We start from the raw sequence: 25,703 nt of genomic DNA, 5'->3' as shown, positions 1-25,703 counted from the left end.
CCGCCGTGATTATTAATATGAAGGGCATTGATAAAGCATTTAGTGGAAACCAGGTGCTGAAAGGGGTAGATTTTTCTTTAGAAAAAGGGGAAATTCATGCTTTGATGGGGGAAAATGGAGCTGGTAAATCTACGCTTATGAAAATTTTGACCGGAATTTATGAACGTGATGCCGGAGAAGTTCACGTAAATGGGGAACCAGTTCATTACAAACATCCACGTGAAGCAGAGAAAGATGGAATAGCTGTCATTCACCAGGAATTAAACATTCTTCCAGAGTTGACAGCTGCGGAAAATCTATTTCTCGGAAAAGAGATCACGGCTGGAAAATTTGGTTGGATGAAAACAAAGCAGATGAATGAAGAAGCGGAGGTGGCGCTCGAAAATCTGGGATTGAAAGTTCCTGTAACACGCCGGGCGGGGACTTTGTCTGTAGGACAGCAGCAGCTCATTGAAATTGCTAAGGCACTCGAGACGAATGCCAAAATTATCATTATGGATGAACCTACTGCTGCACTGACCGACAGGGAGATCGACACTTTATTCCAAACGATTAGAGAGCTTCAAAAAGAAGGTGTTTCATTCATTTATATTTCCCACAGGATGGAGGAAATTTTCGACTTGTGCCAGCGAGTGACGGTTCTCAGGGATGGAACCTATGTGGGGACGAAAGAAATTGCTGCTCTTACCTTCGATGAAGTAGTCAACATGATGGTTGGAAGGGAAATCGGAGAACGCTTTCCGGAAAATGATGCAACTCCGGGGGAAGTGAAACTTGAGATAAAAAACTTTTCAAAAGCTGGTTTATTCAAAGATGTTTCTCTGTACGTCCGGGAAGGAGAAATACTGGGGATATCCGGATTAATGGGATCGGGGCGCTCTGAAATTGTGGAAACAGTTTTTGGTTATCGAAAAGAAGATTCGGGAGAGGTATTTATTGACGGAAGGAAAGTAAAGATAAATTCTCCGAAAGACGCTATCGATCATGGCATTGGTTTTATTTCCGAAGATCGAAAGTCTAAAGGACTTGTGGTCGATTTTTCAATAAGGGAAAATTTAGAAATGACCAATCTGGAAAAAATTTCAGATTACGGATGGATCTCTTCCAAAAAGCAGCGGGCTCTTTATGAAGAACTTATCAATAAACTAAGTGTACGGACTTCGGGGCCTAATCAGGCGGCTAAATCTCTCAGCGGGGGAAATCAGCAGAAAGTCGTTATTGCCAAATGGCTTTATATGAAGCCGCGTGTGCTGATTCTTGATGAACCTACAAGAGGGGTTGATATCGGTGCAAAAAAAGAGATTTACAACATTATGGTTGATCTTGCTAAAACAGGAGTAGCAATTATCATGATTTCTTCAGAACTTCCGGAAGTGATTGGGATGAGTACAAGAGTAGGTGTCATGTCGGAAGGGAAGTTAATGACCGTTTTGGAGAGAGAAGAATTAAGTGAACAAAGAATCATGCACTTCGCGACAGGAGGAGACAGACATGAAAAAACGTAGGCAATTAGCTTCCATTATGAGAACACTCGGGCCATTTATCGGGCTGTTTATCATTATGGCGATTATTACTATTTTGAATCCAGGTTTTCTTTCTCCGGCGAACCTGCTGAATGTATTGAGGCAGGTATCGATTAATGCCTTAATTGCGTTCGGGATGACATTCGTGATTTTAACCGGAGGTATTGACCTCTCTGTTGGTTCGACTCTGGCACTCGCGTCCGCTGTCTCAGCATCGCTTATGGCCTCGGGATTGGATCCCATACTGGCAGTTATGGTCGGTCTGCTCGCAGGAGCTGTGCTCGGTGCATTTAACGGGGTTTTCATAGCGAAAGGAAAAGTCGCGCCATTCATTGCTACACTAGCTACGATGACGATATACCGAGGTTTAACGCTCGTTTTAACAGACGGAAGACCAGTTTCAGGACTTGGTGAGTCTGCTGCATTTGAAATGCTGGGAAGAGGATACTTCCTTGGTATACCTGTTCCTGCCATTACGATGATGATTGCATTTGCAGTGCTGTATCTCATATTAAAGAAAACAACCTTTGGAAGAAGAGTTTATGCTGTAGGAGGTAATGAAGAAGCCGCTGTTTTGTCAGGTATTAAAGCAGATCGTATTAAAATATACGTCTATTCCCTGACTGGTATGCTGTCGGCTCTGGCCGGAATGATTTTAACTTCGCGGCTGAATTCTGCACAGCCTACAGCGGGAACCATGTATGAACTGGATGCTATTGCGGCAGTTGTTCTAGGAGGAACGAGTTTAACGGGAGGCAGAGGTTGGATTGTCGGCACTTTAATTGGTGCCTTGATCATAGGGGTATTAAATAATGGCCTCAACTTATTGGGTGTTAGTTCATTTTTCCAGCAGGTGGTCAAAGGTTCGGTCATCCTGTTAGCGGTTTTATTAGACCGCAAAAAATCAGCATAGGAGGAATTAATAATGAAAAAGATTTTTGTATTAGTAATGATGCTGGCAGCAGTACTTTTAGCAGCGGCCTGTTCGACAGAATCCCCGGTGGAAAATAATGAAGAAGCAGCAAACGAAGGAAGCGGTAATAATTCCGGTTCAGAAAATACAGAAGTTGAAACAGCCGGAAATGAGGATGCAGAATACACAGTTGGCTTTTCTATTTCTACGTTAAATAATCCCTTTTTCGTAACGCTTCAAGAAGGAGCTGAAGCTAAAGCAGAAGAGCTTGGTGTTGAATTTATTATGGTGGATGCTCAGGATGACAACTCCAAGCAGGTAAGCGATATTGAAGACCTGCTTCAGCGTGATATCGATGTTCTCATGGTAAACCCGACTGATTCGACAGCTGTAATCAGTGCAGTGGAAAATGCTAATGACCAGGACATTCCGGTTATTACGGTAGATCGGGCGGCAGACGAAGGAGAAGTAGTAACTCATATTGCTTCCGATAACGTGGCAGGCGGAGAAATGGCTGCGGAACTAATGGTGGATCTTGTAGGAGAAGGCAGTCCTGTAGCAGAATTGGAAGGTATCTCCGGTTCCTCCGCTGCCCGTGAACGTGGTGAAGGTTTTAATAACGTAGCTGAAGATTCTTTGGACGTCGTGACTTCCCAGACCGCAAATTTTGACCGGGCAGAAGGTTTAACGGTAATGGAGAATATTCTGCAGGGTAATCCGGATTTGACCGGTGTATTTGCTCATAACGATGAAATGGCTCTCGGAGCTCTCCAAGCAATTGAAGCAGCAGGAAACGAAGATGTTGTGGTCATCGGTTTCGATGCTACGGAGGATGCTGTAGAAGCTGTGGAAGAAGGAAGAATGGGTGGCACTGTCGCACAGCAGCCGACTTTGATCGGGGAAGAAGCTGTCCAGGCATCCATGGACGTTATCGAAGGAAATGAAATAGAAGAATTTATTCCAGTGGAGTTGGAGCTGGTAACGGAATAAAGTTATCTCTAAACGAAATTTTCCGGGAGAACTGCTTTTGTTTCCTGTATAAAATGAAAATTAGTAATAGACAGATTAATTTGACGGAAGATGGGAGAAACCCCTGCGGGAATTCGTTAAAATGTCTTTTCCTTGGCGTGCAAAATCAAAATGCCTTCATGACACCAGTCGTGAAGGCATTTCTTCTTTTTAGTTAGGCTTTGTTAAAGTACCGTGTTGTTGTTGGAGGGCAGGCGGCTCTTCCGCCTGCCGCGCACGCCGCTTTCCTGACGTCCGGGAGTATCTTCCCGCTTTCTTTTTCCGCAGGCGTCTCTGCCCTGCCCCTGGTTTTAGAGGAATGAGAAATATTGTTCGTTAAAAAACACAAGTATGGCTCTTTCGGTACAAAAAAATGAAGCGGAAACATGCCCGTGGAAGAAGGAGATTGGAAGATCCCGCAGGACACAGGTCCTACCCGGAAAGATCCTCCACGGCAGAGCTGCAGCGAAGTTTTCTACATTAATCAACGCTTGACTTTAACAGAGACACTTATGCAAAAACCTTGCACCATAAAGGATGAAAATGTCCTTTTACAGGAATGGAATTTCCCCTCTATAAGGGGGGATGAATGATTTTCAAGAAGGAATTTTCTTTATTAGATGGCAGATACTTCTCTATCTTTTTACCGTAAGCGGAAGAGGACATGGGGCGACTCCGGCCCGCCCGGAAAGCGTCCGCATGGAAACGAAAGCGTATGTCTATCGCTTATCTATTTTATTTCCAAGGCAGCTTTTAGTTAAAGAGATACTTTCATTCCATATCATCCGGGAACGTTACCGTTTCAAACACTTCTCCGGTTTCTTCATCCTCGGCATGGACGACAACTTCGTAATCATCGGGGTCGACTCCGGCAAAGAGCTGATAGAACATACCGGAGATAGCAATGGCAAACGACGCGAAGGCGTCAAATCCCTCTTCATACGCTTCCCGCTCAACAATGAAAGTGAACTCGGAAAAGCTTTCGTTATTCTCTACTTCCTGAATAGAGGGAAAATCCCCGCTGTTTTCAATTTCATCCATACTCTCCCGCAGATCTGCGGCAAGCTCCTCCATCATTTCGCTGTGCTTCTCTCCGCTCATCGTATAGGTGACTGCTCCCTCGTCATCGACGGAAATATCACGGATGCCTTCCTCTTCCTCCGCGGCGAGAATTTCTTCAGGGTCTCCGTCCACTTCCTCCATGAAATCTGCAGGAAGGGTGACGGTGACGTCTTCGGGAGAATCCGCTCCCTCGTCCGCTTCTTCAGCGGGCTCACTTTCCGCATTCTCAAAAGGATCGTCGTTTTCCAGCTGTGCGCTTTCTGCTGCCGGGGCTTCGTTATTATTTTCCGGAGCCGCCGGTTCTTCGCTGCTGCCGCAGGCCGTTAAAAATAAAGAGACTGCTGCAATTAGTACGACTATATGTTTTTTCATGGGGCGTTCTCTCCTTTGCATAGTATCTGTGCTTAGTATACACTTGTTGTGGTATTATTTGGAATAAATAGATTGTATCTTGAAAAAGAAAAACGGCTCTTTCAACGATTAAACAGAGCAGGGATGGGGAACACGTACTGTAAAACATGCGCAATGGATGGAGGAATGGAAGTGAAATTAATAGACCAGATGTCGGAAGACTTAATCAATACCCAGCTCGAAGGGACGACACAGGAAGAAATTATAGAGGAAATGATGGAGCTTTTCGCAGAAGATAACGCGATCAATTCCAAGGCCGATTTTAAGAAAGCCATTCTTGAACGGGAAGCGCAGGCTTCCACCGGAATCGGACATGAAGTAGCCGTACCGCACGGGCAGTCGGATGCTGTAATTAAACCGGGGGTTGCATTCGGTATTGTCCAGGGCGGCGTAGACTGGCACAGTCATGACGGAGCTCCTGTGAAATTGATCTTTATGGTTGCGGCACCGGAAGGAGATAACGGAGAGGAGCATCTCCGGATTATGCAGATGATCGCAAGTAAATTAAGGGATGAAGACTTCCGGAAAGAACTGCTCAAAGTAAAAAATTTCGCGGAAGCGTATGAACTTTTAAAAGAAATAGAATAAAAGATGCCGGCTCTAAGAGAGTATTGCTGCTCTGAGAGCTGGCTTTTTATGCGGTGCGGCAGTGTGAATGAAAAAGATAAGAGGAGGAAATCAAAGATGAAAGAATTAACCCATCTGGATCAACTGGAAGCAGAAGCGATTTATATTATCCGGGAAGTGGCGGCGGAATGCGAAAAACCTGTCATGCTCTATTCGATAGGGAAAGACAGCTCAGTGATGCTTCATCTCGCGCTTAAAGCGTTTTATCCGGAAAAGCCGCCGTTCCCTTTTATGCATATTGATACAACATGGAAATTTAAGGAAATGATCGAGTTTCGGGACCGGAAAGCAGAAGAGCTCGGCATTGAAATGATTGTACATACGAACGAAGCGGGGGCGGAACAGGGAATTAACCCATTTGACCACGGGGCAGCCTACACCGATATTATGAAGACCCAGGCGTTAAAAGAAGGTCTCGATAAATACGGATTTACGGCTGCTTTCGGAGGCGGGCGCCGGGATGAAGAAAAATCACGCGCCAAGGAAAGGGTCATTTCCTTCCGGAACAAAAACCATGCCTGGGATCCGAAAAATCAGAAACCGGAGATGTGGAAGCTGTTCAATACGGAAATTAATAAAGGCGAAAGCATGCGGGTCTTCCCGCTGTCGAACTGGACAGAAAAAGATATCTGGCAGTATATTCTCAGGGAAAATATCGACATTGTCCCGCTTTATTTTGCCAGGAAGCGCCCGGTAATTTACAGGGAGGATAATATCGTGATGGTGGATGATGACCGGATGCCTCTCGAGGAAGAGGAGGAAATCGTGGACCGCAGCGTGCGTTTCCGAACGCTGGGCTGCTATCCGCTTACCGGGGGAGTAGAGTCCACCGCCTCCACGCTTGAGGAAATTATTGAAGAAACACTCGGAGCGGTGTCGTCGGAACGAACGAGCCGTGTGATCGACCAGGAAGCAGCAGGAAGTATGGAAAGACGGAAAAGAGAGGGGTATTTCTAAATTGAAGAGCTTGCTGAAATTCATTACGTGCGGAAGTGTAGATGATGGGAAATCAACGTTGATAGGCCACATGCTCTATGACGCGAAGCTGCTTTTTGCCGATCAGGAAAAAGCGCTGGAACTCGATAGTAAAGTCGGGAGCCGGGGCGGGGACATTGACTATTCCCTGCTGCTGGACGGCCTGATGGCAGAAAGAGAACAGGGGATAACGATTGATGTCGCCTACCGCTATTTCACAACAGAAAACCGTTCGTTTATTGTAGCGGATACGCCGGGACATGAAGAATATACGCGTAACATGGCAGTGGGAGCCTCTTTTGCAGAAGCAGCCGTTATTCTTGTGGATGCTGCCAAAGGAGTAAGCACCCAGACGCGGCGGCATGCACGCATCTGCTCCTTTATGGGCATCAAGCATCTCGTTCTTGCCGTTAATAAAATGGACCTCATTGAATACGATCGGGAACGCTTTGAAGAAATTAAGAAGGAATTCACAAAAATTACCTACGACTTTGATATAGACAGCGTTACTGTCATCCCGGTATCTGCCACAGAAGGGGACAATATTACAAAGCAGTCGGAAAACACACTCTGGTATAAAGGGATGTCTCTTCTGGAATGCCTGGAAAATATAGATGTTTTTAATGAAAAAGACAAAGAAGATTTCGTAATGCCGGTGCAGCGGGTCAGTCGTCCGAACCAGCAGTTCCGGGGCTTTCAGGGACAGGTGGAAGCCGGAGAAGTGACGGTCGGCGACGAAATTACTTCCCTTCCCAGTAAAGAGAAAGCGAAGGTGAAAAGCCTGTTTGTCACAGACCGTGAAGAAAAAGCCGCAGGTACAGGCGAACCTGTAACTGTCCAGCTCGACCGGGAAGTAGATGTTTCGCGCGGCTGCGTACTCACGACAAATCCGAATGTTTCCACCGCAGACATGTTCACCGCGACACTGCTCTGGATGGACGACAGCCCGCTTGTGCCCGGCCGGAACTACTTTATCAAAGCCGGCACGAATATTCTTCCGGGTACCGTTATGACGGTAAAACATAAAATTGATATTAATACAGGAGACTTTATCCCGGCAGATAGAGTATTTAAAAACGAGCTCGTGGAGTGCGAAATATCTCTTTCTGAAAATATGGTATTTGACTCATTTGCCGATAACGAAGCGCTCGGCGGCTTTATTCTGATCGACCGGGTATCCAACATGACGTCGGCCTGCGGAGTGATTGAGAGTCCATTGAGCCGTTCGGAAAACGTCGTCTGGCAGGATTCGGATGTAACCCGCGAGATCCGTTCCCAGCAGAAAGGGCAGATGCCGGGGACGATCTGGTTCACCGGCCTGTCAGGATCGGGAAAATCGACACTTGCCAACGAAGTGGAAAAACGTCTCGTTGCAAGCGGCTATCATACGATGCTGCTTGATGGAGATAATGTGCGGCACGGCCTGAACAAAAACCTCGGTTTTAAGGAAGAGGACCGGGTGGAAAATATCCGCCGTATCGCAGAAGTGGCCAGGCTCATGAACGATGCCGGTGTTATCACACTTGCTTCCTTTATTTCTCCTTATGAACAGGACCGGTCCAACGCCCGGGATATAATCGGAGAGAATTTCATTGAAATCTATGTGAGCACCCCGCTTGAAGAATGTGAGCGCAGGGACGTGAAAGGATTGTACAAAAAGGCACGTACCGGGGAAATTCCCAATTTCACAGGGATTTCCAGTCCGTACGAAGTGCCGGAGCAGGCGGATCTGCACATCGATACGAGCGGGACTCCGCTTGAAGAATGTGCTTCACGTGTCGTGGAGCATGTCATGAACAAATTCGGTGAGCGCTGAAGGATCTGATGTAAAGGATATTTCCTGATGACGATGGAAATTCTGCTTGTCCTTTTTATGATCCTGCTGCAGGCAGTTATTTAGGTCACGACTTATATTTTCACGGAAATGATTACAAGCACTCCTTCAGCTGCATTAATGCTCCCCGTCGGCCTCCATGGACGTTTCTTATATGGACATCCAGACAGGATATCGGTTGCGGCTTCTAGCGGTTTCATTACTCCGCCCGGCTTTCAGACGCACAGGATTGTATGCGGTCCGGGAGGCTGTCCGTTCAGAGAGTATGGGAAGGCCGGAACTCCGTTGAATGTGTTAGTCATACTCACGAGAGTCCCTATTGTTTACATGGTGTGGTTTTAAATGGAAAGAAAAGAAAGAAAGTCTCCTTTACAGAAGGAGGCTTTTTTTAAACCTTAAAAAGGAGGTCTCTTAAAAAAATGTGATAAAGATACCTGCACTGTGTGAAAATACATAATTATGTAAAATAAATGAGTCTTCAAGTATTAGCGTTTGAATCATATGAATAAAAGGAAAATTAATAGTAAAGATAGAAGGAGGCCGATCAACGATGAAAATTGCATTTGGTGCAGTCGTCGTCATAGTTTTTCTGGTTCATCTGTTTATTAGAGACTATCCTTTCGGTGGTGCGCTGCAGACGATTTTTGATGTACTGGTAATCTCCCTCCTTGCCGTTGTTGCTGCTATGGCTCTGGGACATCTGGCTTACAGAGTTACGAAAAAAGAAAAGCCTCCGATTCGTAAAGATGAAAACCCGGAAGACTTTAAGGGCAGTCAACAATGATTTCCGCATGTCCGGCGTTAGGTGCCGGGCATTTTTTAGTGAAAAAATTGCAGGGGTGGAGAGCCTGAAGAACTACGGAACCTGTATGTATGATTCTATATACTTAATTTATATATAGGTAGTTTATTGATAAAAGAAAGGGGAAATATGGAAAGGTATATCGCATGAGGAGGAAATATGAATGAGTAAAGTAAGAGATTATATGTCCACGCACGTGCAGACAGCCGATGCCAGTACTGAATTATCAACGATTGCGCAGCTTATGAAGAAGGAAGATGTCGGGTTCATTCCTTTACTGGAAAAAAAGAATACGTTGGTATCGTGACGGACCGTGATATTGTTGTGAGAGGACTGGCGGAAGGTAGTATAGAGAAGAAAAAAGCCTCGGATATTATGACAAAGGAAGTAGTCACAGCCACACCGGACACTGCAATTGAAGAAGCTGCACGTATCATGCAGGAACACCAAATCAGACGGCTGCTCGTTGTAGAAGAAGGGAAAATCCACGGCGTCGTAAGTCTCGGAAACTTTGGGGTGGAAAATGCAGCTGATATAGCAGGGGCCATCGTCCAGGCTGCGTCTAAAGGAAAAGGAAATAACTGAAAAATCTCTCCTGAAGCCATAACTGATAATACGGTAATGGCTTTTTTTGAGGTTCAAGGGAATATTAGGACTAACGGTGGCTCCCTGCAGCGGTGAGATACATAGAGTGTTACGACAGCACTGTTGTGGGAGAAATAAAGAGAGAAATGGTGGAAATAACAGCGGGTGGCAGAAATACTGAAGGAAGCGGTGGAATTAAGTCGGACAGTGGCAGAATTAAGGGACGAACTGTCAGAAAAAACAAAAGAAGCGGCACTATTACCATTCCAGTGCCGCTCCCCCAGCGGGAGATGCTGCGAAACGGGCCGCTCTACCGGGAAGAGGTTTCTGTTGGGGAAGGAAGGGGGAATGAAAAAAGAGAGACTTCGTACAGAGAGGGGACAGCACCTTGGAGTGGTGGGACTATCTCGGATATTTGATCGTTATTATAAATATTTTTATTGGGTTTATTATTATCTTCCGGGAGCAGAAAAGTGCTTCAACAACGTGGGCCTGGCTGATGGTCCTGTTTTTTGTGCCGGTTATTGGACTTCTTTTGTACTTTCTGTTTGGAAGAGAGCTGAAAAAAAGCCGCTGGGACGAGTCATTTTTATACGAATCGGATAAAATTCTCCAGCGTCAGCAGCATGAGGACAAAAAGGAACAGTTTACAGAAAAAGGAGATCTGCTGAAGAAACAGAGCAGCGTGATGGATATCCATCTTTATCACAGTTCTTCTCCGCTTATCTATGGGGAAGAAATAGAATTTATTCTCGATGGAAGTGAAAAATTCAAAAGGCTCTATGCTGATATAGAGCAGGCACGTTCGACCATTTACGTGCAGTATTTCGGGATTGAAAAGGATGAGATGGGCCGCAGGTTTATTAATCTGCTCACAAAGAAAGCCGGCGAAGGGGTAGAGGTCTTCCTGCTGTTTGATAGTTTTGGCTCATTAAGCGTAAACAAAAAGTTCCTTAAGGATTTTCGACGCGCCGGCGGAAAAGCAAAAGCGTTTTTTCCTCTGCGGACAGCGCTGAGTAAAGCAACTGTAAATCATCGGAACCACCGGAAAATCGTTGTGATTGATGAAATGATCGGATATACGGGCGGGTTTAATGTTGGAGATAAATATGTTTCCTTCAATGAATCGCTGGGCTACTGGCGCGATACCCACCTGCGCATGACAGGGCAGGCAGCTTTCTTCCTTGCCGAGCACGTGCTTTCGGACTGGGACAAAGCCAATCCGAATGACTCACGCACACTGAAAAATAAAGCTCTTCCTCAACCTCCTGCTTCAGGGAAAGGTACGTTGATGCAGATCGTGCGCAGCGGACCCGATGCCGAGCGGGACCAGGTGCATCAGGGTTTCCTGAAAATGGTTCAGGAAGCCGAGGATTACATTTATATTCAAACGCCGTACTTTATTCCTGACTCGAGTTTATTAAGTGCCCTGCGCATGGCTGTTTTGAGCGGGGTCCAGGTGAAAATTATGATTCCGAACAAGCCGGATCATCCTTTCGTATACTGGGCGACCTACTATTATGTCGGGGAGCTGTTGAGAGAAGGTGCAGAGATTTACAAGTATGAGGAAGGATTTCTGCATGCGAAAACGCTGACGACGGATGATGCAATCACCACCGTGGGCACGACGAACATGGACGTGAGAAGCGTGAGCCTCAACTTTGAAATGAACGTCTTTTTGTACGACAAAGCACTCGCTCATGGGATGAAAGCCTCTTTTGAAAAAGATATGCAGCACTGCAGCCAGTTGACGTGGGACGATTATCAGAAACGGTCAGCTGTCATCCGGACGAAGGAAGCATTTTCCCGCCTGCTGTCTCCGCTGCTTTAAGCTGCTGAGACAGGAGAAAGTAGTGGCAGAATTATCAGGAGAAACGGGAGAATTAATGGCGAGTGGCGGGATTATCAGGAGAAGTGGCAGAAATAATTCAGGTAATGGCGGAAATACAGGACAGAATGGGAGAAAAAAGAAAAGAAGTGGCAGAATTTCCAAACTACCGATCCTTAGAAATAGGATAGGCGTAGAAAAAGGACCGTTTGAGCATACGAAACAGCTTTAAAATTTCATTAAATTACCATATAATGATAAATATTGACAAAAAGGAGCTGTTCAATGGAAATAAAGCCGCAAATCCGCCCACCGGTGCTTGATGAGTATGAGGCATTACTGGCCTGCCTCCCTGTTACGCACTCCGAATATCCTCGCATCCACCAGTGTTATTATCAGCAGCATGCAGGCTATCAGGGAGAGAAAATGCTCCCTTACTATCTTCAGTTTCTCCCGGAAAACTGCTTGATTCTTTATCAGCTTCGTCTGCAGAACATCCGAAATTACTATTTTCAGATGGATGCTGTAGTCGTTACTCCTTATATGATCTTGATTCTGGAAGTGAAAAATTATAAAGGAAAACTGCGGATTGAACCGCATTATTCCCAACTGATTCAAAAGACGGAGCATGGTGAAAAAGTGTATCCCTGTCCGCTCCAGCAAAGCCGCAGGCAAGAGCAGCAGCTCAGGTCATGGCTTACCTCCCACGGATTTCCCTCTATCCCGATTTACTCCCACATCTGTATTGCCAATGACTATTCACATATTAGTTCCGATGAGCCAATTCCAAATTTGTCCCACATTACCAAACTGCCGGAAGTTTTTACGCAGCTTTCTTCAGAAAATAAGAGGCGCCGGTTAACGGATAAAAAGTGTCTGGCTCTCGCGGAAGAAATGGTGAGAGCACATGAAGAGGGGAGATCCGATTTAATGCAGAAGTATCAGCTGACACCGGCAGACCTGCAGTTTGAGGTTCAGTGTGCTCATTGCCCTCAGCATTTCCTAAAGAAGGCACGAGGAGGGTGGATCTGTGAAACGTGTCAGTACAGAGATGAAAAAGCCCACGTAAAGCTTTTTCGTATGTACGCACGCTTTGTCAGCAGCGAGATAACGATGAAACAGGCGTCGATGCTTCTCGGAATTGAGGGCCGGAACACTGTCAGGCGTCTGGTGAAGCCTTACGTGCAAAAAGCAGGCGGAAGCACGAAAGCAAGCACTTACTGCTTCATAAACGAGCGGCTTACGTAGAAAGAAGTGGCAGAATTATTAGGAGAAACGGCAGAATTAATGACGAGTGGCGGAAATATCAGGAGAAGTGGCAGAAATAAGCCCGGCTCCGGGAGAAATATCAGAAGAAACAGCGGAATTATGCCCCCAGCCGGCACAATTTCCCCATCAGTACCTTCTTCCGTGTGCTTTTCTTGTGAAAAAACCGGGTACAAATCTTTCTATACCGGGTATAGCCTGACTATCAGCCCGATTAGGAGGGGTAACTTGGAAAAACTAACAACAAGGATATCGAATGTGATTGTAAAGGCAGGCAAGCTGCCGGGATATAAGATGCATCCTTATGAAACGTACCGCCGGCTGAACAAGGACAGCGGCGTTGATAAGCTGCAGCACCCGCGCGAGATTTACTATATTGACCAGAAAAAGCTCGACAAAGCTGCTGATAAGGCGATTACGAAGCATAAGCAGCGATTTGCAGCGACCGGGGCAGCGGTTGGAGCTCCGGGAGGACCGGTAGCGATGTTCGGCGGAGCGGTTATTGACGTGGAAGAGTATGTCCGCCGTATGTTTTTGCTTACCCAGGAACTCGGTCATATTTACGGAGTGCTGCCCAACCCTTTCACGTATGAAGAAACGGGATCTTACGATGATTATTTCGATTCCATCCAGCATGACCTGCTAAAAATGATGCTGCTAGGACTGGGAGGCAGCGGGGTCTCCATCGATACGCTCGATAAGAAAGACGATGCCGATAAAAAAGAACCCGCAAAAGTGGACGAGGAAGTGATGTATAAGGTCGCTGTAAAAATTGCGGATATTGTAGGGAAGAAAAAAATGAAGAAACATGCCGCGAAAATGATGGGCCGTTCCGTTCCGCTTGTCGGCGGTGGAATTAACGGGACATTAAACTATTATTTTCTCAATCAGCTCGGGAAAAATACGAAAAAGCATCTTAAAAAAGAACACGAAGAAGTACGGGCCTATTTGAACCGTTAAAAAGAACCCTTCCATCTGCTTATGAAGCAGCGGAAGGGTTCTTCTTTTTAGCAGCGTACGAGACGATCAGTTTCGTAGTGACAGCCGCTGTGATAAGTCCGAGAAGCGCACCCGCAAGTGAATCAAGGGGAAAGTGCATTCCTACGTAAAGACGCGTGTACGCAAATATTACCGCAAGCGGAATGGCCCAGTATTTTGCGGACGGGAAGAAGTAGACCATGACGTACATAGCTGCAAAAGACGAGGCAGCGTGGCCGGAAGGAAAAGAGTCCGCTATGGGAAGTTCCACCAGCTGGTTCACGTTTTCTTCCGTAAGCGGAGGGCGCGGCCTCGCAATGAGGTATGCTGCGGCGTTTCTTGCCATAAAAGCCGCAGCAACTGCCGCAGCGAGCGTCAGACCCGGCACATAGCTGCCGATTTTTCTGCCGGCAATTAAAAGAATAACAGCTGTTATCCACCAGAAGGCAGCAACATCGCTGATCGTTGTCAGGAAGACCATAATCGGATCAAGCCAGTCTGCACGAAGCTGCTGATTCAAAATTTCGAATAATTGTTTGTCGATGCTGATCAGATAGTCAAAAATAACAGATACGCCCCTTTTTAGTGAAACTCTCCTGCCACTATAATATAAAGGGAAGTAACATGCTTTTCAAACGATTGGAGCACAAAAAAATCCACACCGGGGACGCGGTGTGGTAAATAAGGGGTTATTCAATATTAATCCTGTGCCCGTTTTCTTTTTTCTCGTCTTCTTTCGACTTAGGCACTTGTAGGGTTAAGACTCCATTGTTAAAAGAGCCTGAAATCTCGTTTTTGTCAATTTCTCCTATGAAAAAATGCCGGCGGAACGACCCGTAGGAACGCTCTTTACGGATAAAGCGGCCGTCGCCCTCTTCGATATGGGAGCTTTTTTCCCGTTCTCCTCTTATTTCCAAATATCCATCGGCGTATTCCACGGTGACGTCTTCTTTCGTATAACCGGGCAGATCCACATCAAGGACATAGTGATTTTCTTTTTCTTTTACATCGACCTGTGGAAAATAGATTTCCCCGAAAAAACGATCCACGTAGTCCGCTTCCAGTCCCCGGTCAAATAGACTTGGAAAGAAGGAATCACGTTTTCTTGGCAGGCGCATTTTCATTTGTCACTCCTCATTTCTTGAATTCGTTCTATATAACGCATTATATACCTTTTTTAAAATATGTCAATAGATTAAATTAAATCCATAAAAAAGAAAATAATCATGACTATTAATGAAAACAAAAGAAGGTTGTAAAAGGCTTATTTACAGCTGTTTTTATGTGTAAAAGCAGTTTTTTCACTTTCATAAGGTCATAGTAGAACCGATTCAATTTAAAAACCTCAGCCTTGTTGTAATGAAAAGTTTATCCGTAAACATCGCCTGTGTTGTTCTTTATTAAGGTTTTTGTGAAAAGACATTAAACAGCTTTTATTCTCCCCCTGATATACAGTTTTCAGTGGTTTTGACGAAGTGCATTCCTCTCCCCGTAAAATTAATTTTCAATTTGAAATTGTGAAATAATTGTGTAATAGTTATCTTTAAATATAGTACTTAAAGGAGGACTTTTTTTGGATTTTCTTTCGGAAAAAACTGTAAGGGAACATTTGACGATGGAGAAAACGATTCAATCCATCGAGGAATTTTACCTGGACAACGAAGAAGGGAATATTCGTTCACCTGCCCGCATGCACGTGGAAGACGGTGATAATACCAATTTATTAATGCCGTCCTATTATAAAAATTACTATGCTACGAAACTCGTCGGAGTGGCACCGGGTAACTCCAGGCTCAATAAGCCGACGATCCACGGCATTATGGCTCTGTACGACAGGAGTACGATGGAGCCGCTGCTTTTATGTGACGCCATGCCGATAACGAGCATGCGAACAGGAGCACTGGGCGGACTCGGAATGAAATATTTAGCGGGGAAAGAAGCGGTTCATTTAGGCATCGTCGGAACCGGCACCCAGGGCTGGAGCCACCTGCAGTCGGCTTTGGCTGTCAGAAATATTGAGAAAGTATTTGTATTTAACCGGACGAAATCAAAGGCGGAAGACTTTATTCAAAAAGCGGAAGCTGAGTATCCTCATTTACATATTGAAGCAGTGGATTTAGAAAAACTTGTGCAGCAGTCCGATATTATCGTGACCGCAACGACGTCAAAAACACCTGTTCTGCCGGAATGGAACAAAGACCTCTGGAAAGGGAAGTTAATCGTCGGCGTTGGTTCTTTTCGTCCGGATATGCAGGAGATTCCGGACAGTATTCTCCAGAACGCCGACGAAATTCATGTGGACGCAGAAGGCGCTTTCCGGGAGTCGGGGGACATGCTGAAAGCGCAGGAACTCGGCAGAGAAAAGAGCTCATCCTATACGCTGAAAGAACTGATTTCCAAAGCGTATTTTCCTGAACATCCCGAAAATAAACTTATCGTATTTAAATCAGTGGGGGACGCCATATTTGACCTTGTCACAGTCAAGGCACTTTATGAAAACAAAACTTAAAGCGCAGGGAGGCGGACGAATTGAAGGAGATTACCAAATCGAAATGGAAAGATCCCGGAATTATCATGACAGGTATTTTAGTTTTTATTTCCGCGATTGTGTGGATCTGGTGGCCGGCTGATACGTATATGATGGGGATTTCTCTTGTGGCCTGGCTGATGTTTTTCTGCTTTTTCATCTGGCTGCTGCTGACAATAATTCACGTGGTGTGGGTCGAAAAGATCGAAAAAGACAATGGTAAAGGAGTTTAATTATGCTGATAATGGAAGCAGTTATTCTCGCGTTGTATCTTGTCCTAATGACAGTCATAGGTATCTTTTTTGCGAAACGGGCGCATTCTTCGGAGGACGATTATTGGACTGCGGGAAGAAACATTAACAGTTTCGTAGGTTCTTTTGCTCTTTTTGCTGCCGTAGCCAGTTCCAGTTCCCTGATGGGTGCTGTCGGATCCGGTGTGGCGCTCGGCGTTCCTTTCTTGTTTGCCTACGGATTTGGTGCTGTAGCTATTCCTTCTTTTGCATTATTCTTAATTTCCGCCCAGATCCGCCGCTCCGGGGTAAGGACGGTTCCTGAGTTTTTCAAATTTCGTTTCGGAAAACCGGCCCAGCTCGTAGCGGCCGGGGTTGTTGTTGTCACGATGACGTTTTATATGGTGCCGCAGCTGACGGCTTCCGGGCTTATAGGATCGTATGTATTAGGCATCGATTATGAAATTGCTGTGATTCTCCTTGGTGTGGGCTTCACACTCTACGCCGCACTTGGCGGTATGTGGGCGATTACATACACAGACCTTATCCAGGGAGCGATCATGGTTGTCGGACTTTTCGTACTGGCTGTTGTCATTTTCTTCGAACACCAGGGCGTTGCCAACTTGATTCAGGATGCGCTCGCAGCGGACCCGGATTTCGGATCGATTACCCAGCCGTGGATGTCGTACTTCGGTCTGTTTCTGGCCTTCCTCTGGTTTGGTGTCGTTTCTCCGTCGGCGGTTATGCGTAATTTCGCTTCCCGGGATGCAAAGACGGCGAGACGATCGGCGCTCGGCGCGTGTTTTCTATATTTATCTGTTTTTGTGTTCGGTTTTTTCATTGCTTCTGCAGGCGCAAGTCTGGGAATCGTTGACTCGCTCGAGAATCAGGATATGATTTTTATTTCCGTCATAGAAAATTATCTGCCGGCACTGCTTGCAGGCGTTCTTCTTGCAGGGCTGCTTGCAGCGATCATGTCTTCTGCCGATGCGATGCTGCTCGCAGTTTCGGCCGGGGTCGCGCACGACATTTACAAAGGATATATTAATAAAAATGCTTCCGAAAAAACTGTGACGAGGCTTGGATTTGCCGTTATGATGCTGGCGAGCTTTGTAGGGATCTTTTTTGCCATCGATCCTCCGCAGCTGATTGCAGTTATGGTCGGATGGGTCGGCGGAGCGCTTGTGTCTATTTTCGGTTTCCCGCTTGTACTGGGGATCTGGTGGAAGAGAGCAAACCTTGCAGGCGCTCTGGCTGGGATGATTGGGGGAGGCATCGCTTTTCTGATTATGATTGCCCTGCCTTTTGCTCTCGTAGCTGAACCGATAGTTGCCCTGCCGGTGTCTGCGATTCTTGTTGTGGTAGTCAGTCTTCTGACGAAAGCACCTTCTAAGGAGATGCAGGCTGAAGTGGACCGCTACCACGGGTACTCCTAAACGAAAGGGAGGCCGTTGAAAAGGTAGTCTTTCTTTTTTAACAAAGGCTACCTTGAAAATAAAGAAGAAAATCGGTGAACGTGCGCTTTCGTTTCTATGGGGACGCTTTCCGGGCGGGCCGGCCTCAGCTAATTCCGTCCTCCCTTTGGTCGGGCGGAATGGATCTTCGGCTCGTCCTTATTCGCCCCATGTCCACTCCAGCGCCCAGTAAAAATACGGAGCAGGATCGGCCTTCTAATAAAGAAACCCCCTTCTGCCTATCCTTTATTCGACCTTTATAGAGGGGGGCATTCCATTCCTAATAGAAGGCCATTTTCATGCCTTATGGTGCCGCCATCCTGCATAAGTGTCTCCGTAAACAGCCGCTTCTTTCGTTTGCTTCCAGGCTAAAGCTTTCCGCGGGACTCGTCTTCAGCTGTTATTGGCGAAGTTTGAAGTGAACGTAAAGAGTATCTGATGAAGCGGATTCAACTATATAAATTGTACTTAATATCTATATAGATAGCATGTATGACCTTGAAACCCGCCTTCTTCATCGAAAGAAGGAGGGGCTCCCATTTCTAACGGCAGACCGTTCCTGCCGGAAGAAGAGAAAAGCGGCTGGTTACAGAAGCGGAAACGAATTATGAAGTTCAACATATATATTGAATTTGAGCAGCTGGGAGACCTATCCTGTATATCTTTTCAGCAGTGTCGACGAAAGGGGAGTGAATTGATGGAAGCAGGTGAGGATGTGCTTGAAAAAGTACAGATGTTAGGAAGCGGTGAGCTTATTCGGGAAGAAGAACTGGCTTCCTGTATTTATAAAAGCCTGAAAATGACGGATAAATGGAGGCGGGAGGTAAACGCTGCTTCTATAAAAAAGCAGATGATTGAGGCAGAATTTATTTTTCATCCGATGTGGATAGTGAAAACCCTGGTTATAGCCGAGCGCAGACCATTTCCTTCTAAAGTGATGCCGAATATGCTTTTTATCGACAGCGTTTCCGGATACCGCGGTTTGTTTTCCAAAGTTCCGGAAATGAAGGGGACGGACGCTGAATCGGCGCAGCTTCGGAAACCGGCAATTTCCAGACAGGAAGCTGTAGACAAATATGTGCCGGATATTCAGCAGAAGCAGATTAATCGAAGCTATATACTGAAAAAACCAAAACATGAACTGGAAAAGATCGAGCTCGTTTATCTGCCGCTCTGGAAAGTCAAAGTCCGCTTTGACGGCTCTGTTAAAACCTATTATATTAATGCCAATACGGGCGAATCGGAAGCGCTCGTAAGTGAACTCTGGAACACGAGGGAGTGGATTCTTCCTTCGTGACCTGTAAAAATCTCCGCCGCATTAATAATGGGGCGGAGATTTTTTTGGCAGAGTGAAGGGCAAGCTTTGCTATTAGAGATTGGATCTGCGGGTCCACAAAATGGTGCTGGACAAAAAATCCTTTTATGAATGGGCGAAAACGTAGCGTCCGCTGCCAAGGGTAACAACAGTTCCTGCAAGGGCAGAATTGTTTGTTTGGAAATGCAGTTCTGTCAGTCGCCCGGCTGTGCCTTTTTTAAAGTGAAGGATTTTTCCGCCAAGCTGTATTTCCACCGGGGAAATGGTTTCGAATCCGAAAAGCTCGTGCCAGTTCCTGACGGCAGCTTCGGGATCGGCCGTTTCCATTACGGCTTTTTCAAGAGAGATATCTCCGGCAGGATGTGTCGTCAGTCCTTTCTGCTGGAGGGTTTTAAGGCGCTCAGGATCGGCTTCTTTCCATTCGATGAAAAAAGGATAGAGCAGCCCGTTATAGTCTCCGTCTATTGTCAGCATCCGCCATTCGATCAGTCTTCCTTCGCTGTCCGTTCGTTTTCCCTGTTTGATCGGAGAAACGTCAAGGCCGCTCCCCTTAAGGGAATCCGAGACAGCATCAAGGTCATCCGTCCTTACAGCTATACGGCTGAGCGCTTCTTGTTCCGGGAGATAGGTGAGTGCGCTCTGGGCAATCAGGTTCGGCTCCGGCGGGTTTTTGGCGGTCTCCCAATTTTCCACGCTGATAAATTCGAGGTAAGTCAGTTCGAAATAGGCCAGCGCGTTATGCGTCCCCCACAGTTTGTGTGATCCTCCGTGAAAAACGTTTACGCCGTGCTTCTGAAAAGCTGCTTTCGCTTCTTCCAGATCGTTTACATAGTGAACCGTGTGGTCAAGCTGGAATTCCGATTTTTGATTCGTCATCGTTCCCTCTCCTTTTTTAATTATTTTTCAAATTAATGGAAATTTATATGAGTGAATCAGCTTCATTATAGAAGGCAATCCGTAAAAAACGAACAATGTACAGGCTCTCCGCTGCAGACGGACGCTTTCCCGAGGGCTTGTCTTCAGCTGACTTTTGCGAGTAGCCCTTTCGCAAAAGTGGATCTTCAGACGGCGCTGCCTCCTCCGGGAGTCGTCGTCTTTCGCTTCGGTCAACTTTAAATACAAACGTTAGAATATAATTATTCTGTTTATATTAGCCTGCTAAAAGCATATATGAAATTGAATTGAATGGATCAATTTCAAAAGTCGTTATAAAAAGGCATTCTCGAGTATTATGAATGATCCCCGCTGAAGACGGAAGCTTTCACGAGGGCTGAGGCTCGGCTTTTCTTTCTCTTTTATACTAACAGAGTTTTACTATAGATGATCGGGAAGAGCCGGGGGTATTTCGTCTAGATGTCAGGAACTTTTCTTATTTCCACCGCAAATTCTGTTTAATTCTTTTAATACAGCTTTCGTCGTGTATTCAAATTTATACGGATGGTGGAGGGGACAATACAGCGGGTGCTTCAATTTATGAATCAGAAATGAATACAGTGTTATAATAAAATCATTCATTTTCTTTCGTTCCCGGAAGAAAGAACAGCCCGGGGAAACACGGCTGTTGCGCTGAATAACGATTAATTTAGAAAGAGGGGGCTCATAATGCTTCGGGTAGTCATAGTGGAAGATGATCAGCTCGTGCGCAAAGGAATCATTTCAGCGATGCCTTGGGAAGATTTCAACATGAAAATTGTTGGAGAAGCGTCGAATGGAAAAAAGGGGCTGGAAGTACTTAAGGAAACAGCAAGTGATCTGCTGATTACAGATTTAAATATGCCGGTGATGTCCGGACTGGAACTGATGCGGGAAGTGAAGAAGGACTTTCCGGACCTGCACGTCGTAGTTCTTACGCTGCATCAGGATTTCGAAGCGATTCAGGAAGCACTCCGGCTCGGGGCCCTGGATTATATTGCGAAAGTCGAACTTGAAGAAAATAAATTTGAACCGGTACTTCAGCGGATTGCTTCTATTATTGAGACGAAAAAATTTACCTCATCAGAAGAAAAAGCACCATCGTTGGAAATAGCGGAAAGTCTCGTTTTATATAAGGGGGAAGGAGAGCAGTTTTCTGAGAGCGTTATCCCGGATCTGCATGGGGTTCAGAAGACACAGAAACTGAACAAAAGGACGCTGCTGATTCCGCTTCAGAAGGGAGTTTCCAAAGAAGAAGTTCTTGCTGGATGGGAATATGCCGGAGAAAATTACTGGATCCTGCATACGTACCGGATGGAAGCTTATGATGAGACAGATATCTATTATCTGCTCCGTTCCTACGCCCCTGTTTTTACCTTCTACGAAAAAAAGGGGGAACTCGTTTCTCTTCCGCTTGCCGGGATTCATGAAGAGCTGAATACAACTCTTGATAATTACTCAGCCTTATTTGAAAGAGTACGCCGGCTTACGTGGATTTTTGATGAAGAGGCTTTTCACGATCTGATTGATGCGGTCTACCGGTGGCGTCTCACGAAAGAGGATCTCGTTACGCTTGCAAGGGAAGTCAGAAAAGAACTGCGGGACCGCTTTATTCATGTACCGTCCCAGGAAGAAGCTAACATAGACGATGTCACCTCTTGGCAGGAGTGGCTGCAGTTCATTACCGACTACCGGCTGCGAATGCAGCGGCAGCAGCAGAAAAATTATTCTCAGGAAGTCCTTGCTTCGGTGTACAAAGCGATTCACCAGATGGAAACTCGTTACGATGAATCACTGACCGCAGATCAGGTGGCGAACGACGTTAATATGAGTAAAAGCTATTTTAACCGCTGCCTGAAAGATATGACTGAGCTTACCTTTCATCAGTATATGATGCGGCTTCGCATGAACAAAGCGCAGGAGATGCTTGCTTTGACGAACCTGCCTATTCTGCGTATTGCAGAAAAGTGCGGCTATATAGATGAAAAATACTTCAGTAAGAACTTTAAAAAATACGTCGGGATACTCCCGAGTGAGTTCCGCAAGCGGCAAAGTAGTAAAAATGACTTTTATACGGGGTGAATTCGGCTTGCGTGTATGTGTTCACATACACGTAAAGCCTTTTTTTTCACCTTATGTAAGCCAAATACACGAGATGTAAGCGCTTTAATTTTGCTACTATTTTGTTAACGGCAGCTGAAGGGGGTTCACTTTCTTCAGAAACGGGGAAAGCAGCTGCTTTCAAACTAAAGAAATAAGGGGAGGTTAAGCAATGAAATTATGGTCAGCAGGAATTTTGGCAGTCAGCTGTGCAGCTTTGGCCGCATGCGGCGGCAACGATAATGCAGAAGGAGAAACGAGCGGTAATAACGGGGGCGGTGAAGACGGGGAAGAAACCGTTGTCCGTGTCTGGTTCGGACGGGAAGACTTTATCCCTGCAGATAACTTTGAACAGTTTCACGAAGACAATCCCGATATCCGGGTGGAAACGGACGTTGTTCCACTGGAGCAGGCTGTTTCTGACTTTATGAGAAACCATTCGGCAGGAAATGATCCGGATATTGTCCAGGTTTTCCATGACAATGTCGGGACGATGGTCTCGCAGGGAACGTTAATGGAGATGGACGAATATATTGCCCAGTGGCAGGAGGAAGATCCGGAATCATTTGATAAAATTCTCGATCAGGCGTGGGACATCGCCGGATGGGAAGATACGAGCTATGGGATGGGCATTCATGTAGGGCCTTACTGGCACGTGTATCGTCAGGACTGGTTTGAAGAAGAAAACCTGGAAATTCCGGAAAACTACGATCAGCTTCTCGATGCGGCGCGTACGCTCGATAACGACGAGCGTGACGGATACGCGATCGTCGGAGGAAGAGAGCATCCGGCATGGTGGCTCAGTACGCTGTTTGTATCGATGGGCGGAGAATATTCAGACAGCGGGCTCCCGCAGCTTGATACCGAAGCAGGGCACTATTTAATTGAATTTTACCAGACGCTTATGGCAGAGGAACTGATTGATCCGAGTGCCATTTCCTGGTCATCCGGTGAAATGCGCGGAGCGTTCATCGGCGGCAATGCAGCGATGGCTCCGATCGGTGATAACATCTTCCCGTTGATCCAGGAAGAAATGGAATATGGCGAAGAGTGGACGGCAGCACCTCAGCCGGCACGGCCTGGAATGGAAGGAGAAAACGAACACGAACTGTGGGGCTGGCCGATGATGGTAAGTTCCAATACGGAGCATCCGGAAGAAGTTATGGAAGTGTTCAAGTATCTGAGTGATTCGGAAATCGTTTCTGAAGTAGCGAACCGCTACCAGCCGACGACGAATCAGGAAGTGATGAGCAGTGATGAATACCAGGAAGCGAAACCTTGGGCTGCGGACTTTGAAGAAGCTTTCGCGGAAGCGATCATTATGCCGTCCCACATTAATCAGGGGGAAGTGCACCAGATCCTGCTCGACGTTATGCAGGAAGCACTGCAGAATCCGGAGCGCGATGCAGAAGAAATTGCGCAGGAATTCCAGCCTGAACTGGATGCCCTTGATTAACATAACGGTTCCCGGGATCTCCCGGGAACACTTATTTTCCAGTATGCCAACGATTTGACTGTAATCGTGAGGAGGGAACGCATGTCTACGATATCTTCCACGGTGGAGGAAAAAAACGCGGTACAGGAACGACGGGATAAAAAGCGTATGTTCCGGCGGAAACTGATTCCTTACCTGCTCATTACTCCGGCCGTTCTTTTTGTATTTGGCGTCCTTGGATACGCCGTGATCGGCGGGCTGACGATGTCCTTCTTCGACATCCGCCTCTCATTTGGAAATGCTGCCTTCGCGGGCTTAGAAAACTACGTTTACTTATTTACGAATCCGGCCTTTTTAAATTCCATGTACGTGTCACTTATCTTTGTGTTCGGGAGCGTCATTCTCGGACTGTTGCTTGCTTTAAGCTTTGCTTTAAGTCTGTATAAAGTACGCAGCTTCAGTAACTTTTTTAAAGCAATGGCACTTGTGCCCTACCTTGTATCCGGTATTGCAACAGCGATCATGTTCCGTTTTTTGTTCAGCGGAGATGTCGGTATGATCAATTTGATGCTGGAAACAGTTGGGCTGTCATCGGTTAACTTCCTCGCAAGTCCGGTATGGGCGCTGATTATATGTATTCTTGCAAACGTCTGGTTCGTCGCCCCTTTTGCAACGCTGATTCTTCTGGCGGGGATTCAGGGTGTGGATAATGAACTCTTTGAATCTGCGACGGTCGACGGAGCAAAGAAACATCATATTCTCTTTAAAATTATTCTGCCGCTTATCGCTCCGATGATGGGGATCAGCCTCATCTGGCTGAGTTTTGCAAGCTTCAATATGTTTGACGTGATTCTGCCCCTGACTAACGGCGGTCCGGGACGGGCGACGGAAGTAATGGCGCTTTATATGTATAACGTCGCTTTCAGTGAGCTTCAGTATTCCCTTGGAAGCACCGTCATGGTTGTCATTTTGTTTTTCAATGTGCTCGTTAGTGTCATTTACTTAAAAGTATTTAACGTTTCCAGTGGAGACTAAGAAACGTTCAGGAGGTGGCTGCTTTGGCTGAACAGACAATTAAACCGAAAAAATTCCAGCGCTGGTTTAGTGACAGACTCTATTGGATACCGCTGTTCGTCCTGCTTGTATGGACGGTGACCCCGCTGATCTGGGCGGTGTCGGCTTCCTTCAAGTCAGCAACGGAAGTATATATGACGCCGATTTCCCTTATTCCGAGAAATTTCAACTTTGATAATTACCTGCGTGTATTTGAGTATCCGAACTTCTGGCAGTATTTAATGAACAGCGTGTTTCTCGCTATTACGTCGACAGCGCTGGCTGTGTTCGTCAGTATTCTGGCAGGGTACGCCTTTGCCCGTTATGCCTTTAAATTCCGGCATATTCTGCTGCTCGTCATTCTGGTGCCGAGAATTATCCCCCGGGCAAGCATTATCGTTCCTCTTTTTACAGGTATTGCCTTCTTCGGCATGCTTGATACGTATCTGGCACTGATTCTGACCTATACAGCGACAGCGGTACCGCTCGCGACGTGGATTCTCGCCGGCTTCTTCCGGGTTATCCCGAAAGCACTTGAAGAAGCGGCGGCCATTGACGGGGCGAAACCGTGGCAGATCATCTGGTACATCGTTATCCCGATCTCTCTTCCGGCGATTATTACCGTCAGTATTTTTTCTTTGAGAGAAGCATGGAATGAATTTCCATTTGTTCTTGCTTTTACGACTTCCCAGGACATGCGGACTCTGCCTTACCAGCTCTTTATGCTCCGGGACAGCATGGGCATGCAGGACTGGCCGATGGTGCTTGCTTTTACAATCGTTACGATTCTGCCGCTTTTGATCGTCTACATTATTTTTGAGAAGAAAGTAATTAATAATATTATGAGCGGAGCTGTGAAATAGAG

26 protein-coding genes are annotated in these 25,703 nt (G+C 46.2%); 22 read left to right on the top strand and 4 right to left on the bottom strand.

All coding sequences use genetic code 11. From position 1 onward, the window contains the following. Window positions 1–5 precede the first annotated feature (5 nt). Genes FTX54_RS14730 through rbsB form a run of 3 tightly spaced genes read left to right on the top strand, consistent with a single transcriptional unit; the run spans window position 6 to window position 3,426 of the window. The gene (locus tag FTX54_RS14730; protein WP_147803704.1) at window positions 6–1,505 is read left to right on the top strand and encodes a sugar ABC transporter ATP-binding protein; all 1,500 of its coding nucleotides are present in this window, start codon (window positions 6–8) and stop codon (window positions 1,503–1,505) included. Continuing rightward, window positions 1,492–2,436: an ABC transporter permease subunit gene (locus FTX54_RS14725; protein WP_147803705.1), complete on the top strand. Its 945-nt coding sequence runs from the start codon at window positions 1,492–1,494 to the stop codon at window positions 2,434–2,436. Before FTX54_RS14730 ends, FTX54_RS14725 begins: the two co-directional genes overlap by 14 nt. Before the next feature lie 12 nt (window positions 2,437–2,448). After that, window positions 2,449–3,426 (top strand): ribose ABC transporter substrate-binding protein RbsB, encoded by a 978-nt coding sequence (gene rbsB / locus FTX54_RS14720; RefSeq protein ID WP_147803706.1) that lies wholly within the window; start codon window positions 2,449–2,451, stop codon window positions 3,424–3,426. Window positions 3,427–4,215: 789 nt separating this feature from the next. Here rbsB and FTX54_RS14715 read toward each other — a convergent pair. Then, window positions 4,216–4,878 carry a hypothetical protein gene (locus tag FTX54_RS14715; RefSeq protein WP_147803707.1) on the bottom strand — a complete coding sequence of 221 codons (663 nt, stop codon included), beginning with the start codon at window positions 4,876–4,878 and terminating at the stop codon, window positions 4,216–4,218. Window positions 4,879–5,049: 171 nt separating this feature from the next. On the opposite strand from FTX54_RS14715, the gene FTX54_RS14710 reads away from it, so the two are divergent. From FTX54_RS14710 to FTX54_RS14660, 11 genes are all read left to right on the top strand, one after another. Beyond that, window positions 5,050–5,505 carry a fructose PTS transporter subunit IIA gene (locus tag FTX54_RS14710; RefSeq protein WP_147803708.1) on the top strand — a complete coding sequence of 152 codons (456 nt, stop codon included), beginning with the start codon at window positions 5,050–5,052 and terminating at the stop codon, window positions 5,503–5,505. Window positions 5,506–5,601: 96 nt separating this feature from the next. Then, complete coding sequence (cysD, locus tag FTX54_RS14705; protein WP_246125618.1) at window positions 5,602–6,501, top strand: sulfate adenylyltransferase subunit CysD; 900 nt, start codon at window positions 5,602–5,604, stop codon at window positions 6,499–6,501. 1 nt (window position 6,502) lies between these two features. Continuing rightward, complete coding sequence (cysC, locus tag FTX54_RS14700; protein WP_147803710.1) at window positions 6,503–8,335, top strand: adenylyl-sulfate kinase; 1,833 nt, start codon at window positions 6,503–6,505, stop codon at window positions 8,333–8,335. Window positions 8,336–8,903: 568 nt separating this feature from the next. Then, on the top strand, window positions 8,904–9,137 hold the full coding sequence (locus FTX54_RS14695) for a hypothetical protein (protein ID WP_147803711.1): 234 nt from the start codon (window positions 8,904–8,906) through the stop codon (window positions 9,135–9,137). 181 nt (window positions 9,138–9,318) lie between these two features. Then, window positions 9,319–9,462, top strand: a complete 144-nt coding sequence (locus tag FTX54_RS14690) for a CBS domain-containing protein (protein WP_246125619.1) — start codon at window positions 9,319–9,321, stop codon at window positions 9,460–9,462. Further along, the gene (locus FTX54_RS14685) at window positions 9,459–9,740 is read left to right on the top strand and encodes a CBS domain-containing protein (protein ID WP_246125620.1); all 282 of its coding nucleotides are present in this window, start codon (window positions 9,459–9,461) and stop codon (window positions 9,738–9,740) included. The genes FTX54_RS14690 and FTX54_RS14685 overlap by 4 nt, the downstream gene beginning before the upstream one ends. Window positions 9,741–9,886: 146 nt before the next feature. Next, window positions 9,887–10,159, top strand: coding sequence for a hypothetical protein (locus tag FTX54_RS14680; RefSeq protein WP_187254534.1), 273 nt, complete (start codon window positions 9,887–9,889; stop codon window positions 10,157–10,159). Beyond that, window positions 10,129–11,571, top strand: a complete 1,443-nt coding sequence (gene cls, locus FTX54_RS14675; RefSeq protein WP_147803713.1) for a cardiolipin synthase — start codon at window positions 10,129–10,131, stop codon at window positions 11,569–11,571. The genes FTX54_RS14680 and cls overlap by 31 nt, the downstream gene beginning before the upstream one ends. A gap of 62 nt (window positions 11,572–11,633) precedes the next feature. Beyond that, window positions 11,634–11,759 carry a hypothetical protein gene (locus tag FTX54_RS14670; protein ID WP_281285229.1) on the top strand — a complete coding sequence of 42 codons (126 nt, stop codon included), beginning with the start codon at window positions 11,634–11,636 and terminating at the stop codon, window positions 11,757–11,759. 94 nt (window positions 11,760–11,853) lie between these two features. Then, entirely contained in the window at window positions 11,854–12,816 is a 963-nt protein-coding gene (locus FTX54_RS14665; protein WP_147803714.1) for a nuclease-related domain-containing protein, read from the top strand. Between the two features lie 246 nt (window positions 12,817–13,062). Next, complete coding sequence (locus FTX54_RS14660) at window positions 13,063–13,794, top strand: hypothetical protein (RefSeq protein WP_147803715.1); 732 nt, start codon at window positions 13,063–13,065, stop codon at window positions 13,792–13,794. Window positions 13,795–13,813: 19 nt separating this feature from the next. On the opposite strand, the gene FTX54_RS14655 is transcribed toward FTX54_RS14660, so the two are convergent. Beyond that, window positions 13,814–14,332, bottom strand: coding sequence for a phosphatase PAP2 family protein (locus FTX54_RS14655; RefSeq protein ID WP_147803716.1), 519 nt, complete (start codon window positions 14,330–14,332; stop codon window positions 13,814–13,816). Window positions 14,333–14,501: 169 nt separating this feature from the next. Beyond that, a complete protein-coding gene (locus tag FTX54_RS14650) occupies window positions 14,502–14,936 on the bottom strand; it encodes an Hsp20/alpha crystallin family protein (RefSeq protein ID WP_147803717.1) in 435 nt (144 codons plus the stop codon). 449 nt (window positions 14,937–15,385) lie between these two features. On the opposite strand from FTX54_RS14650, the gene FTX54_RS14645 reads away from it, so the two are divergent. The 4 genes from FTX54_RS14645 (at window position 15,386) to FTX54_RS14630 (ending at window position 19,320) form a co-directional block, all read left to right on the top strand. Then, complete coding sequence (locus FTX54_RS14645; RefSeq protein ID WP_147803718.1) at window positions 15,386–16,321, top strand: ornithine cyclodeaminase family protein; 936 nt, start codon at window positions 15,386–15,388, stop codon at window positions 16,319–16,321. Between the two features lie 20 nt (window positions 16,322–16,341). Further along, window positions 16,342–16,572 carry a hypothetical protein gene (locus FTX54_RS14640; protein ID WP_246125621.1) on the top strand — a complete coding sequence of 77 codons (231 nt, stop codon included), beginning with the start codon at window positions 16,342–16,344 and terminating at the stop codon, window positions 16,570–16,572. A 2-nt stretch (window positions 16,573–16,574) separates the two neighbouring features. Continuing rightward, complete coding sequence (locus tag FTX54_RS14635) at window positions 16,575–18,005, top strand: sodium:solute symporter family protein (RefSeq protein ID WP_147803719.1); 1,431 nt, start codon at window positions 16,575–16,577, stop codon at window positions 18,003–18,005. A gap of 715 nt (window positions 18,006–18,720) precedes the next feature. Next, on the top strand, window positions 18,721–19,320 hold the full coding sequence (locus FTX54_RS14630; protein ID WP_147803720.1) for a hypothetical protein: 600 nt from the start codon (window positions 18,721–18,723) through the stop codon (window positions 19,318–19,320). 123 nt (window positions 19,321–19,443) lie between these two features. On the opposite strand, the gene FTX54_RS14625 is transcribed toward FTX54_RS14630, so the two are convergent. Beyond that, on the bottom strand, window positions 19,444–20,214 hold the full coding sequence (locus tag FTX54_RS14625; RefSeq protein WP_147803721.1) for a VOC family protein: 771 nt from the start codon (window positions 20,212–20,214) through the stop codon (window positions 19,444–19,446). A 726-nt stretch (window positions 20,215–20,940) separates the two neighbouring features. Between FTX54_RS14625 and FTX54_RS14620 the strand changes: the two genes are divergently transcribed. From FTX54_RS14620 to FTX54_RS14605, 4 genes are all read left to right on the top strand, one after another. After that, on the top strand, window positions 20,941–22,332 hold the full coding sequence (locus FTX54_RS14620; protein WP_147803722.1) for a response regulator: 1,392 nt from the start codon (window positions 20,941–20,943) through the stop codon (window positions 22,330–22,332). Between the two features lie 190 nt (window positions 22,333–22,522). Continuing rightward, window positions 22,523–23,806 (top strand): ABC transporter substrate-binding protein, encoded by a 1,284-nt coding sequence (locus tag FTX54_RS14615; protein WP_147803723.1) that lies wholly within the window; start codon window positions 22,523–22,525, stop codon window positions 23,804–23,806. An 81-nt stretch (window positions 23,807–23,887) separates the two neighbouring features. Next, window positions 23,888–24,820: a carbohydrate ABC transporter permease gene (locus FTX54_RS14610; protein WP_147803724.1), complete on the top strand. Its 933-nt coding sequence runs from the start codon at window positions 23,888–23,890 to the stop codon at window positions 24,818–24,820. Window positions 24,821–24,843: 23 nt separating this feature from the next. Beyond that, window positions 24,844–25,701 (top strand): carbohydrate ABC transporter permease, encoded by an 858-nt coding sequence (locus tag FTX54_RS14605; RefSeq protein ID WP_147803725.1) that lies wholly within the window; start codon window positions 24,844–24,846, stop codon window positions 25,699–25,701. Window positions 25,702–25,703: the final 2 nt, after the last annotated feature.

The sequence above is a fragment of the Alkalicoccus halolimnae genome (genome assembly GCF_008014775.2).
GTDB classification, from domain to species: Bacteria; Bacillota; Bacilli; order Bacillales; family Salisediminibacteriaceae; genus Alkalicoccus; species Alkalicoccus halolimnae.
The sequence above is the reverse complement of the archived record's forward strand: the minus strand, read 5'-3'. Positions and strand labels throughout refer to the sequence as shown.